The 12,416-nt window shown below is 58.2% G+C and carries 8 protein-coding genes; 3 read left to right on the forward strand and 5 right to left on the reverse strand.

All coding sequences use genetic code 11. The annotated features are described in order from the left end of the window. The first annotated feature begins 4 nt into the window (after positions 1-4). From AC3ISI_RS02310 to AC3ISI_RS02320, 3 genes are all read left to right on the forward strand, one after another. Positions 5-421 carry a hypothetical protein gene (locus tag AC3ISI_RS02310; protein WP_059181756.1) on the forward strand — a complete coding sequence of 139 codons (417 nt, stop codon included), beginning with the start codon at positions 5-7 and terminating at the stop codon, positions 419-421. A gap of 525 nt (positions 422-946) precedes the next feature. Beyond that, positions 947-1,270 carry a hypothetical protein gene (locus AC3ISI_RS02315; protein WP_489335294.1) on the forward strand — a complete coding sequence of 108 codons (324 nt, stop codon included), beginning with the start codon at positions 947-949 and terminating at the stop codon, positions 1,268-1,270. Positions 1,271-1,499: 229 nt separating this feature from the next. After that, positions 1,500-2,339 (forward strand): 23S rRNA (adenine(2030)-N(6))-methyltransferase RlmJ, encoded by an 840-nt coding sequence (locus AC3ISI_RS02320; protein WP_489335296.1) that lies wholly within the window; start codon positions 1,500-1,502, stop codon positions 2,337-2,339. Between the two features lie 121 nt (positions 2,340-2,460). Here AC3ISI_RS02320 and msrA read toward each other — a convergent pair whose 3' ends face one another. The 5 genes from msrA to aceE all read right to left on the reverse strand — a co-directional run bounded on the left by msrA (position 2,461) and on the right by aceE (position 12,380). After that, the gene (gene msrA / locus AC3ISI_RS02325; RefSeq protein WP_489335297.1) at positions 2,461-3,108 is read right to left on the reverse strand and encodes a peptide-methionine (S)-S-oxide reductase MsrA; all 648 of its coding nucleotides are present in this window, start codon (positions 3,106-3,108) and stop codon (positions 2,461-2,463) included. A 129-nt stretch (positions 3,109-3,237) separates the two neighbouring features. Beyond that, positions 3,238-5,925: a putative bifunctional diguanylate cyclase/phosphodiesterase gene (locus AC3ISI_RS02330; RefSeq protein WP_489335298.1), complete on the reverse strand. Its 2,688-nt coding sequence runs from the start codon at positions 5,923-5,925 to the stop codon at positions 3,238-3,240. Between the two features lie 192 nt (positions 5,926-6,117). After that, entirely contained in the window at positions 6,118-7,512 is a 1,395-nt protein-coding gene (locus AC3ISI_RS02335; protein WP_489335299.1) for an alkaline phosphatase D family protein, read from the reverse strand. Between the two features lie 270 nt (positions 7,513-7,782). Further along, complete coding sequence (gene aceF, locus AC3ISI_RS02340) at positions 7,783-9,723, reverse strand: dihydrolipoyllysine-residue acetyltransferase (protein WP_489335300.1); 1,941 nt, start codon at positions 9,721-9,723, stop codon at positions 7,783-7,785. An 11-nt stretch (positions 9,724-9,734) separates the two neighbouring features. Further along, a complete protein-coding gene (gene aceE / locus AC3ISI_RS02345) occupies positions 9,735-12,380 on the reverse strand; it encodes a pyruvate dehydrogenase (acetyl-transferring), homodimeric type (protein WP_489335301.1) in 2,646 nt (881 codons plus the stop codon). Positions 12,381-12,416 lie beyond the last annotated feature (36 nt).

Here is a 12,416-nt window from a genome sequence, read left to right on the forward strand (position 1 = left end):
TAAAATGTTGAAGTGGCCTATGTATGACCTTCCTTTTGAGCCAACGCTATTGTACTGGCTGGGAGGCGTCTCTGTTTTTGATCGTGAGGAAACACTAGGTGAGGCATTGCGGGTATATAACCCAAATGATAGTAGTGATAGAGAGAAAATCATTAGAGAGTTCATCTTGACTCGTCTCGAGCATTTACCATATAGGCATCGTTTTTTGATGTTTAAAATCCTTGAGGATGCTTTAGCACAGTTGAATTTTGATTTTTCTACACAGTTTGAAAGCGATTACGAGACAAATACGTCTATGGCTTGGGATGAAACGGAGATAGACGATCATCGAGGTTTTTTTGAGAATATTTATAAGTTGGCTAGTGAGGAGTGGAAGAGTGATCTTCAAAAAGCTAGTCTCGAAGATCAATCTAGTTGGTAAGTTATAATGTCTGAGAGTATAACGTGCCAACAAAGGGGGCGGATTTATTTTTGCTACCAGCTTCGAAGTTGTTGTTTGTATTAATAAGAGCAACAAATAAATCCGTCCCCTTTTTGGTCAGGGCCGAAAGCCGAGTTGTTGGAGCACTTGATGACGGAGCTGGATTGATCGGGTGTAGGGCCTGGCGAAATTTCCGGGCGAAGTCTTCGGAAGTTTCCTTCAAGTTGTGTCGGTTTTCGTGAACTGGTGGGCAATGGGTTGCAGGGATAGTCTTTGGCTGTCACCGCGCAAGTGGTGGCAGGGTGTAGGAACCCTTGAAGGTCATTCGCGCATCAGTACTGTCGTTTGTTGCGGCACTTAAAACGTGCCCGTAACATCGTTCGCGGCGGCTGTGTGCGGGACACGTTTCGACGTGGCTGAGTTTGATGGCCCTCAGTTTCCTACTCCCGCACACGGCTGCCACCCAAAGCCCGTAGGAAGGCCGTTGGTAGCTTTTTGAGTTAATAGCTAAAGGCCTATCAAATAATGACGACGTTGACACCCGATCCACCCTACGTAAAACCCATTCCCCACCCCAAAAGCCGCTTCATGGCGCTCACCAGCAATTGCACCGACATGCCCACGTTGTTCGTCGATACTCACGCGCCGCTCGATGTTTTGTATGACGCGGCCAACTATCGAATTCGCGCTGTTACGCAGGTGCTGGAAAACATGTCCATGCGCGGTTCACTCGAATGTGAGTCGTTCATCCTCAGTGATTTCGCTTTGTTGTGCGCCATCCCGTTGCGCGATGGCTGTGACGTGCTGGATGTGATCGGGCGGCGGTTGCGCGCAATGCCGGCGGAATAGCGTCGGACATGATCGTTCCCACGCTCTGCGTGGGAATGCAGCCCGTGACGCTCTGCGTCACATCGGTGCCTGGCTCGACACGGGACGTGGCTGGAACGCGGAGCATCCCTTGAGGCATTCCCACGCGGAGCGTGGGAACGATCATCGCAACGCAACTGCCCGCTCGGCTGCGAGGCCCTGACGTCCGCCTCGGTACAAGGTAAACTCCCCGGCCTTCGCAGGAGCAATCATGAATTATCGTCACGCCTTCCATGCCGGCAATCACGCCGATGTGTTCAAACACCTGACTTTGACCCGCCTCATCGCCCTGATGTCGCGCAAGGAGCAGCCGTTTGCCTATCTCGACACTCACGCCGGCATTGGCCTGTATGACCTTCAGGGCGATCAGGCCAACCGTACTGGTGAGTACCTGGAAGGTATTGCGCGTCTGTGGGATCAGCCGGACCTGCCGGCGCTGACCGCCGATTACATGAAGGTGCTGCACGACATGAACCCGGATGGCCAATTGCGCTATTACCCGGGGTCGCCGGAGCTGGCGCGGCGTCTGACGCGGCCGCAGGATCGGGTGATGCTCAACGAGAAGCACCCTGAAGACGGTTTGCTGCTCAAGGACAATATGGCCGGCGACCGCCGGGTCAAGGTGCATCTGGGCGAAGGCTGGCATGTGCCGCGCGCGATGTTGCCGGTGCAGGAGAAACGGGCGGTGATGTTGATTGATCCGCCGTTTGAACAGCTCGATGAAATGCAGCGCTGTGCGGCGTCGCTGAAAGAAGCGGTTGGCCGGATGCGTCAAACCGTGGCGGCGATCTGGTACCCGGTGAAGGACCAGCGCATGTTGCGCCGTTTTTATCAGGATCTGGCGGGCTCGGGCGCGCCGAAGTTGTTGCGCGTGGAGTTGCTGGTGCATCCGCTGGATACGCCGAACAGTCTGAACGGGTCCGGGTTGGCGATTGCGAATCCGCCGTGGGGGCTGGAAGAGGAATTGCGTGAGTTGCTGCCGTGGTTGTCCACGAAGTTGGGGCAGACCCAGGGTGGGTGGCAGATGGATTGGTTGATTGCCGAGAGTTGATTTTTAGTCAGATGCATTGATGGCGTCTGTGAGGACGCATTCGCGGGCAAGCCCGCTCCCACAGGATTGTGCAAAACCTGTGGGAGCGGGCTTGCCCGCGATGCTTTTTGGGCCCGAAAAATCAGATCGGGCAGGTCACGCCTGTGCCGCCAATCCCGCAATAGCCTTCAGGGTTCTTCGCCAGGTATTGCTGGTGATACGCCTCGGCGAAATAGACCGTCGGCGCTTCGTCAATTTCAGTGGTGATTTCGCCTTTGCCGGCCTTGGTCAATTCAGCCTGGAACACGTCCTTGCTGTGCTTGGCGGCTGCCAATTGCTCCGGGTTGGTCGCATAGATCACCGAGCGGTACTGGGTGCCAATGTCGTTGCCCTGGCGCATGCCCTGAGTCGGGTTGTGCAGTTCCCAGAACATCTTCAGCAGCTCGTCGTAGCTGACTTTTTCCGGCTCGTAGACCACGAGCACTACTTCGCTGTGGCCGGTCAGGCCTGAGCAGACTTCTTCATAGGTCGGGTTCGGCGTGAAACCGCCGGCGTAACCCACCACTGTGCTGACTACGCCTTCACGCTGCCAGAAGCGGCGTTCCGCACCCCAGAAGCAACCCAGACCGAAGATTGCAAAGTCGACATTGGTGACGAACGGGCCCAGCAGTGGGGAGTCGTGGACGAAGTGTTTTTCCGGCAGGGACATATGGGTTTCGCGGCCAGGCAGAGCTTGTTCTTTGGTTGGAAGCACGTTTTTGTTCACCAGGATTTCCGAGCGCAAGACCATGATCAGTCCTCTCAGTCAGGTTGGGATGTAGGGAATCAGACCGCCAGTGTGCCCAAACCCTTTCAGTTACGCACTACCCCTGTAGGAGTGAGCCAGCTCCCACAGGGCTGTGTTTTTACAGAAAAGTTTTCAGGCGAAGGGACCGCGTGGATAGCGCTTGAGCTTTTCGATCAGCTCGGCGCCGGGAATCGGCCGGTCGAACAGGTAGCCTTGACCGACGTCGCAGCGGTGGCGACGCAGGAACGCCAGTTGTTCGGCGGTCTCTATGCCTTCAGCCACGACCTTGAGTTTCAGATTGTGGGCCATGGCGATTACCGCGGAGGTAATCTCCATGTCGTCCTGATTGTCGGGGATTTCGTGGATGAAGCTGCGATCGATCTTGATGATGTCGATCGGGAATTTTTTCAGGTAACTGAGCGACGAATAACCGGTGCCGAAGTCATCCATGGCCAGGGTCAGGCCAAGGCGCTTGAGTTGGTCAAGCTGCAAGTGGGTGTCTTCGGTGGCTTCCAGCAGCAGGCCTTCGGTGAGCTCGAGTTCCAGCAAGTGGGCCGGGAGCGCTTCTTCCTTGAGGATGTTGGCGATGGACGACACCAGGTCCGGGTCGGAGAACTGCTTGGGCGACAGGTTGATCGCGACTTGAAGATCGCCAAGGCCGGCGGCGCTCAACGCTTTGCTCATGCGGCAGGCCTGGCGGGCGATCCATTTGCCAATGGGGATGATCAAGCCGGTTTCTTCGGCGACGCTGATGAACTGGTCCGGGCGGATCATGCCTTTGTCGGGATGGTTCCAGCGCAGCAGCGCTTCCATGCCCAGCAGGCGGCCGCTGCGCAGGCAGAGCTTAGGCTGATAGAACACGTCCAACTCATTCTGGGTCAGGGCGCGGCGCAGGTTGTTCTCGACGAACAGTTTGTAGCTGGCCTCGGCATTCAGCGCTTCGGTGAACACCTGGACCTGATGCTTGCCGTTGGCCTTGGCCTTGTGCAGCGCCAGGCCGGCGTTGCGCATGAGGGTTTGCGGGTCGCGACCGTGCAGCGGCGCGCAGGCCAGGCCCACGGAGCCGGTGACGCTGATCAATTGGTTGTCGACGAACATCGGCTTGTCGAGGGTCATCAATAACTGATGGGCGACCTGTTGGCCGGTACGCAGGTCCGTGTTGTCTAGCAGCACGGCGAATTCGTTACTGGCGAAGCGCGCCAGGCTGCCGCTCGGGCTCAGGCTGTTGCGCAGGCGACGGGCCAGGCTGATCAGCAGTTTGTCGCCGGTCTGGTGACCGAGGCTGTCGTTGATCCGCTTGAAATTGTCGATGTCCACCAACAGCAGGATGATCGGGGTGTCTGTGTCTCGGGCGAAGCGCTCGTCGAGGTTGCGGATGAACGCCGGGCGGTTGCCGAGGTTGGTCAGGTTATCGGTGTAGGCCAGGCGCTCGATACGCTGCTGGGCGAGTTTGGTCTGGGTAATGTCTTCGTAAATGCCGATGTAATGCGTCAATTCGCGGTTATCGCCGTACACCTTGGAGATCGACAGCTGCCCCCAGTACGGTTCGAGGTTTTTGCGTCGACTCTTGAACTCGCCCTGCCAGCTGTTGCTCTTGGCCAGCGCCGAGGGCGCGTCGAACAGCAGTTCGCTGAGGTTCTCCAGCGCCGGCAGTTCCGACAGCCGCTGGCCGTGGACTTCTTCGGTGCTGTACTGGGTGATCGCGGTGAAGCTCGGGTTGACGTATTCCACCACGCCGTCGCAATTGACCAGCAAAAAGGCATTGGCGCTTTGCTCGACCGCACGCTGGAACAGGTGCAGGGCGCTGGTGGCGGTGCGGCGGTTGTGGTTGTTGATGACTTGGGCGAACTGATCCGCCAGTTCGCCGGCAAAGGCGATTTCGTCCGACTGCCAGGCGCGGGTCGCACCGGTCTGTTCCAGGCACAGCACGCCGACCACTTGACCGTCGACGCGGATGCTGGCGTCGAGCATTGCGTTCACATCGCGTGGGCGCAGGCTCTCGGCCATGTGCCGGGTGCGCGGGTCACGCATGGCGTTGTGGGCGTCGATGGCGCGGCTGCTGTGCAAGGCATCGAGGTAATCAGGGAAGCTGCTGACGTCGATCGGCTCCGGCAGCCGGTATTCCCCGCAGGCGCGGTGATAGGCCGAAATCGGCACCAGCATCGAACCTTCGAGGTTCCACAGGCTGGCGCAGTCAATTTCATAGATATCGCAGGCGCTACGGGTGATCAGTTCGGCGGCTTCTTGCAGGGAATTGTTGCTGCTGTAGCGCTGGCGAGTCAGCAACAGGATCAGGTCCTGCTGGGCGCGCACCCGTTCCAGATGCTGCAGTTGTACCTGCTGCGCAAGCTGATTGAGTTCCAGGGCGATTTGCAGGCGCGAGTTCTGGGATTCCAGGTCGGGCAATAGCTGATTGCCTTCGAGCAGGTCGTCGACCACCAGCAGATAGCCGCGCAACAGGTGCCGATTGTGCTGTTTATAGGCTTCGCCCAGTTCCAGCAGGTTCAAGGCGCCGGAAGCGGTGTGCAGGGTGTAGCGAATCTTGTAGTTCGGACTGTCGGCAAGTTGCTGCTGGACCGCGTCATGCAGCTGATAGCGCGCTTCGGGCTCCATCAGGCTGGCATAGGGAGAGTCGACCAGCGCGCACAGGTCTACGGCCGGCATTCCGAAGTGACGTTCGCAATTTGGATCCAGAAACAGTAGCGCCCAGCTCGGTTCATTCAGCCGTTCGAAACGCAGCATGCCGAGCCGCGAGGGCACAGGCAACTGCGTCACTACCTCGGCCACCATACGGCTGGCGGCATCGGGTTGGCTTTTCATTGAGGGAAACTCGCTTCGAATGTGCTGATCGCGCCGGGCTCTCGCCCTCTTAACTGTTGTCTGCGGCAAGGTTGCATCATTGCGGGTCCGACTGACAAGAGACATGAAGGCCAAGTGCTATAAGAATATGTCGGCAGGCGTGAAGTTTTCTCCAGCTCCGGCTAAAAACCAATGCATTTGGCCTTCATCACCTTAGTGCAGCGGGATGTTGACCGTTTGTAATCGAATGCCGTCGCGGTCGTGGTAATCGACCTGAATCTGCTCGCCGTCAACGATCAGGTGGGCGAAATTGTCTTGGCTGACCACGTTGCAGGTCAGCTCATGCCGATACTCCCCCGCAGTCGTTTGCACCAGCACCTGATCCAGGGTGAATGTTGAGGCCTTGGCATACGGCAGCAGTTTGCTGTTGCACAGCGGCGAGGAAACGATGGTATGCACCTCGAAGTCCGGGTCTTCGCTGTGGGTCAGGCGGCTGGTCAGGGAGCCGTGGACGTCGCCGGAAACGAAGACAACGTTCTTGATGCGCTGCGTACGAATCGTTTCCAGCAACCGTAGGCGTTGTTCCGGAAAGGCTTTCCAGGCGTCATCGCCATGGAGTTTGCGGTCGGGGTAGAACATCACGCTGGTGACCACGAATTTGACTCTTGCCTGGCTGTGGATCAGCCAATTGAGCAGTGCCTGTTCCTGCTCTTCATCGAGGATACGGCGATCATCGGCCGACAGGTTGCGTCGAGTGCGGCTGTCGGTGACAAACCATTCAATATCGCCTTCGGCGAACTGATACCAATACTGTTCAAGTTTTCTGTTTATTTTCCCATTGGCTAAAAGTTCATGCGCCGGACTGTGGCTGGCTTGATATAGCTCATAAGCTGCGATGGCGTTTTTGTATAAATAAACATCGCCCTTGCTTTCATTGGCTGGCCAGTTGTCTTCTATTTCATGGTCGTCGAGGATCATGTAAGTCGACAGGTTTGACATTAACTTTGTGATGTTCGGCTGGGAAAAAGCTGCGCGATACTTACTGAGTATTTCCTTGTATTCCCGGTCGGGAGCGATGAAATTCAGGTCGTCGACATAGATTTGGTCACCGGTCATCAGCATCGCGCTGACAGGCGGGTCCGCCTGCTGCGCCAGATCGGAGATCGAGCCAAAAATACGGTCACCCCATTGCGGTGCCGACGCAATGCCTGCCGTCATGCGCAGGTAGCGGCACGAACCGACTATGTACGCCCGTGGCGTGGCGGCCTTGCTGGAGCGGGTGCGGAACCGGTAAATCTCCCGGGGCCATTGCAGCGGTAGCTCCAGCACCGTCTCCACGGTATGCACCGGGCTCATCGGGCTGAACCAGCCGGCCTGGTATTCGTACTCGGTGTCGCTGGACAGTTCATTAAGCGCAATCACATCGGACATGTCGCGCAAGATCGTCAGTTTTACAAACGCGCTTCGGGACCAGCGCTCTTCACCCAGGCGCCGATAACGAATGCCTGCAAATACCAAAGCATTGTCTTGACGTTCGCCGCGCAGAAAGATGCGCGCGTGATTAGTTGTAGTGTGGCCAATAATCGGGCCGACAGTCGGTTTGAACATGTTCGAATCCATTCGAAGTAAATGCTAACTAAGCAGAAATGACTGATGTGGGTTTATTAAATATCAGTCGGACTAAGCGTAGTTATTGGCTCGCAAAAAATATCGGGAGGAAGTGGACTTGCGTTGTGGCCGATGTCAGCCACGAACGTAGGAAGAAGCTTTATCCAAGGCAAAAAAAGCCCCGCCAAATTGGCGGGGTTGAGGTACGAGCGTGGCGCTCGGAAAACGTGGAACGCGAACGGCCCTCCGTTGAGGGAGGGCCGGCCGGTGTTACAGCAGGATGGTGCGGATGTCCGCCAGCAGGCTGCTCAGACGCTGGGTGAAGCGCGCAGCAGCGGCGCCGTTAATCACACGGTGATCGTAGGACAGCGACAGCGGCAGCATCAGTTTCGGCTGGAAGGCTTTGCCGTCCCAGACTGGCTGGATGGTTGCCTTGGAAACACCGAGGATCGCCACTTCCGGCGCGTTGACGATCGGCGTGAAGCCGGTGCCGCCAATGTGGCCGAGACTGGAAATGGTGAAGCAGGCGCCTTGCATGTCGTCAGCGGTGAGCTTTTTGTCGCGGGCTTTGGCGGCCAGCGCAGCGGCTTCGGCTGCCAGTTGCAGCAGGCTCTTCTGGTCGACGTTCTTGATGACGGGTACCAGCAGGCCTTCAGGGGTGTCGACGGCGAAGCCGATGTTCACGTACTTCTTGCGGATGATCGCTTTGCCGCTGGGTGCCAGCGAACTGTTGAAGTCCGGCAGTTCCTTGAGCAAGTGCGCGCAGGACTTGAGCAGCAGCGGCAGGATGGTCAGCTTGACGCCAGCCTTCTCTGCAACGGCTTTCTGAGCAATACGGAACGCTTCCAGCTCGGTGATATCAGCCGAATCGAACTGAGTCACGTGTGGAATGTTCAGCCAGCTGCGATGCAGGCTCGACGCGCCGATTTGCATCAGGCGAGTCATCGGCACTTCTTCGGTTTCACCAAAGCGGCTGAAGTCGACAACAGGAATCGGCGGGATGCCCGCGCCGCCGGTTGCGCCGGCAGCAGCGGCCGGTGCTTCCTTGGCTTTCTGCATCATCGCTTTGACGTAAACCTGCACGTCTTCTTTGAGAATGCGACCGTGCGGGCCACTGGCGCCGACGGCGTTCAGTTCAACGCCGAACTCGCGAGCCAGTTGACGCACGGCTGGGCCGGCGTGAACTTTGGCGCCAGGCTTGGCTGGAGCAGCAACCGGGGCGGCAGCAGGTGCGACTGCGGCAGGTGCAGCAGCGGCTTGAGCCGGAGCACTTGGAGCAGCAGCGACGGTCGCCGGGGCAGCAGCAGGGGCCGCGCCTTTGACTTTCAGCTTGAGGATCAGGTCGCCAGTACCGACTTCGTCATCCAGCTTGATGGAAACGCTTTCCACCACACCAGCGGCAGGCGACGGGATTTCCATGCTGGCCTTGTCGGATTCCAGGGTGATCAGCGACTGGTCGGCTACGACGGTGTCGCCAGCCTTGACCAGAACTTCGATGATCTTGGCCTTGCCCGACGAACCGATGTCCGGAACGTGGATGTCCTGAACGCTGTCGGCCACTGGAGCAGCCGGAGCTGCTGCAGGAGCAGGCGCAGCGGCGGGTGCCGGAGCAGCCGCCTGGGCCGGGGCGGCAGCCGGTGCAGCTGCACCTGCCACTTCCAGATCCAGAATCAGATCGCCGGTACCGACTTCGTCGTTGAGCTTGACGCTGATGGCCTTGACCACGCCAGCGGCGGGCGAAGGGATTTCCATGCTGGCCTTGTCGGATTCCAGGGTGATCAAGGATTGATCAGCCTCGACGGTGTCGCCGACCTTGACCTGGATCTCGATGATCTGGGCCTTGCCCGCCGAACCGATGTCCGGCACGTGCACTTTCTGAACCGAAGCGGCAGCAGGTGCAGCGGCTGGCGCGGCAGCCGGTTTCGCTTCAGCTTTTGCAGCTGGCGCAGCGGCAGCTACCGGAGCCGCAGCAGCGGCACCCTCGACTTCCAGCTCCAGCAGTTCGTCGCCTTCTTTCAAGCGATCGCCCAGCTTTACTTTCAGGCTTTTGACGATGCCGGCTTTAGGCGCAGGAATTTCCATGCTCGCCTTGTCCGACTCCAGTGTCAGGATGCTCTGGTCGGCTTCGATACGGTCGCCGACCTTCACAAACAGTTCAATTACTTCACCTTCACCGCTGCCGATGTCAGGTACGCGAATGAGTTCGCTCACAGAATCTCTCCTCAGCAGTCCAGTGGGTTGAGTTTTTCCGGGTTGATACCGAACTTGGTGATGGCTTCAGCCACGACCTTAGGTTCGATGTCACCACGGTCAGCCAGTGCTTCCAGGGCTGCCAACACCACGAAATGACGGTCAACTTCGAAGAAATGACGCAGTTTCTTGCGGCTGTCGCTGCGGCCGAAACCGTCGGTGCCCAGGACTTTGAATTCCTTGGACGGGACCCACTGACGAATTTGCTCGGCGAACAACTTCATGTAGTCGGTAGAGGCAATGACCGGACCTTTACGGCCGTTCAGGCACTCTTCGACGAAGCTCAGTTTAGGCTTCTGGCCCGGGTGCAGACGGTTGGTGCGTTCGACGGCCAGGCCATCGCGACGCAGTTCGTTGAAGCTGGTAACGCTCCAGACGTCAGCGCCGACGTTGAACTCTTCACGCAGAATCTTCGCCGCTTCACGGACTTCACGCAGGATGGTGCCGGAGCCCATCAGCTGAACGTGGTGCGCCGCTTCGCGGGTGTCTTCTTCGAGCAGGTACATACCCTTGATGATGCCTTCTTCCACGCCGGCCGGCATGGCAGGCTGCTGGTAAGACTCGTTCATCACGGTGATGTAGTAGAAAACGTCCTGCTGCTCTTCGGTCATCTTCTTCATGCCGTCCTGGATGATCACCGCCAGCTCGTAGCCGTAGGTTGGATCAAAGGTGCGGCAGTTCGGGATGGTGCCGGCCAGGATGTGGCTGTGACCATCTTCGTGTTGCAGGCCTTCGCCGTTCAGCGTGGTCCGCCCGGCGGTGCCGCCGATCAGGAAGCCACGGGTACGGCTGTCGCCAGCGGCCCAGGCGAGGTCGCCGATACGCTGGAAGCCGAACATCGAGTAGAAGATATAGAACGGCAGCATTGGCTGGTTGTGGCTGGAGTACGAAGTACCGGCGGCGATGAAGGAGCTCATGGCGCCTGCTTCGTTGATGCCTTCTTCGAGAATCTGACCTTTCTTGTCTTCGCGGTAGAACATCACCTGGTCTTTATCGACTGGCTCGTAGAGCTGGCCGACGGAGGAGTAGATGCCCAACTGACGGAACATGCCTTCCATACCGAAGGTACGGGCTTCGTCCGGGATGATCGGAACGATGCGCGAGCCGATTTCCTTGTCCTTGACCAGTTGCGCGAGGATCCGCACGAAAGCCATGGTGGTGGAAATCTCACGGTCGCCCGAGCCATCAAGGATGGCCTTGAGAGTATCGAGTGGCGGCGTTGGCACGCTGATGCTCTTCGCGCGGCGCTGTGGCACGAAACCGCCCAGTGCAGTGCGGCGCTCGCTCAGGTAGCGGGCTTCGGCGCTGTTTGGCTCTGGCTTGAAGAACGGCAGGTTTTCCAGCTCTTCGTCCTTGACCGGGATGTCGAAGCGATCGCGGAATAGCTTCAGGCTTTCAACATCAACCTTCTTGGTGTTGTGCGCGGTGTTCTTCGCTTCGCCGGCACCGGTGCCATAACCCTTGATGGTCTTGGCCAGGATGACAGTCGGTTGTTCTTTATGGTTGACCGCTTCGTGGTACGCCGCGTAGACCTTGTACGGGTCGTGGCCGCCACGGTTGAGTTTCCAGATCTCGTCGTCGGACAGATCAGCAACCATCGCCTTGAGTTCTGGCGAGTTGAAGAAGTGTTCACGCACGAACGCGCCGTCTTTGGCTTTGTAGTTCTGGTACTCGCCATCGATGACTTCGTCCATGCGACGTTGCAGGATGCCGTCGACGTCTTTGGCCAGCAGTGGGTCCCAGAAACGGCCCCAGATGACTTTGGTCACGTTCCACTGAGCACCACGGAACACGCCTTCGAGTTCCTGGATGATCTTGCCGTTGCCGCGAACCGGGCCGTCGAGGCGCTGCAGGTTGCAGTTGATGACGAAGATCAGGTTGTCGAGCTTCTCGCGGCCAGCCAGCGAGATCGCGCCCAGGGATTCCGGCTCGTCACACTCGCCGTCGCCCAGGAAACACCAGACTTTTTGCTTGCCTTCAGGGATGAAGCCGCGGGCTTCCAGGTACTTCATGAAACGTGCCTGGTAGATCGCCTGGATCGGGCCCAGTCCCATGGATACGGTCGGGAACTGCCAGAAGTCAGGCATCAGCCAAGGGTGCGGGTAGGACGACAAGCCGTGACCGTCGACTTCCTGGCGGAAGTTGTTCATCTGGTCTTCGGTGATGCGGCCTTCCATGAATGCACGGGCGTAAACGCCTGGCGAGGTGTGGCCCTGGAAGTAGATCAGGTCGCCGCCATGTTCGTCGGTCGGGGCCTGGAAGAAATAGTTGAAGCCGATGTCATACAGGGTTGCGCTGGAGGCGAAGCTGGAGATGTGACCGCCCAAGTCAGAATCTTTCAGGTTCGTACGCATCACCATGGCCATCGCGTTCCAGCGTACCAACGAGCGAATGCGGCGTTCCATGAACAGGTCGCCAGGCATGCGTGCTTCGTGGGTAACGGGAATGGTGTTGCGGTATGGCGTGGTGATGGCGTAAGGCAATTGCGAGCCGCTGCGGGTCGCCAATTCGCCCATACGGGTCATCAGATAGTGAGCGCGGTCTTCGCCTTCTTTGTCGAGAACCGATTCCAGGGCGTCCAGCCATTCCTGGGTTTCGACGGGATCGAGGTCTTGCATGGCTTGCTCCAGGGCGGAAAGGCTTCCAGAATCGGT

Source organism: Pseudomonas sp. GL_139_B (genome assembly GCF_057834475.1).

Coding starts and splice junctions, on each gene's coding strand:
- AC3ISI_RS02315 (WP_489335294.1), top strand. CDS start 947: ATGACGACGTTGACACCCGATCCACCCTACGTAAAACCCATTCCCCAC.
- msrA (WP_489335297.1), bottom strand. CDS start 3,108: ATGGTCTTGCGCTCGGAAATCCTGGTGAACAAAAACGTGCTTCCAACC.
- AC3ISI_RS02310 (WP_059181756.1), top strand. CDS start 5: ATGTTGAAGTGGCCTATGTATGACCTTCCTTTTGAGCCAACGCTATTG.
- AC3ISI_RS02335 (WP_489335299.1), bottom strand. CDS start 7,512: ATGTTCAAACCGACTGTCGGCCCGATTATTGGCCACACTACAACTAAT.
- AC3ISI_RS02320 (WP_489335296.1), top strand. CDS start 1,500: ATGAATTATCGTCACGCCTTCCATGCCGGCAATCACGCCGATGTGTTC.
- AC3ISI_RS02330 (WP_489335298.1), bottom strand. CDS start 5,925: ATGAAAAGCCAACCCGATGCCGCCAGCCGTATGGTGGCCGAGGTAGTG.
- aceE (WP_489335301.1), bottom strand. CDS start 12,380: ATGCAAGACCTCGATCCCGTCGAAACCCAGGAATGGCTGGACGCCCTG.